This is a genomic window from Vibrio sp. 2130-1, assembly GCF_033339515.1.
The window spans coordinates 1-537 of sequence record NZ_JAWOUT010000655.1 but is presented as its reverse complement, the minus strand read 5'-3'; the positions used below and the strand labels follow the sequence as shown (position 1 = coordinate 537).

At 46.0% G+C, this 537-nt stretch carries 1 protein-coding gene; it reads right to left on the bottom strand.

Annotated features, from left to right (window positions below):
• On the bottom strand, window positions 1-537 hold a 537-nt coding region (phoB, locus tag R7Q09_RS27960; RefSeq protein WP_318144183.1), incomplete at both ends, for a phosphate regulon transcriptional regulator PhoB.

Sequence of the window (537 nt, the reverse complement as noted above, 5' to 3'; positions counted from 1 at the left end):
AATCAGTTTGTCGTGACCGGCAGCTTCCAGTGCTTTACGAAGACGACGGATATGAACGTCAACAGTACGGTCTTCAACATAAACATTGGTGCCCCACACGTTATTTAGCAGCTGCTCACGGCTGTAAACACGCTCTTGATGGGTCATAAAGAAGTGCAGCATCTTGAACTCGGTAGGCCCCATATCAACCGCTTCATCATTCGCAGTAACACGGTGAGAAACAGGATCGAGTTTGAGACCTTGAACATCAATCACATCTTCTAATGCGGTCGGCGTAACACGGCGAATAACCGCTTTAAGGCGAGCAACTAACTCTTTAGGAGAAAACGGTTTGGTAATGTAGTCATCTGCACCAACCTCTAAACCGCGAACTTTATCTTCTTCTTCACCGCGAGCAGTCAGCATCACAACAGGAATGTTGCGTGTAAGCTCTTCACGTTTCATGTGTTTGATAAAATTAATGCCACTACCGCCAGGTAACATCCAATCCAGTAATACTAAATCAGGGAAGGGTTCAGCCAGTTTGGTTACAGCAGT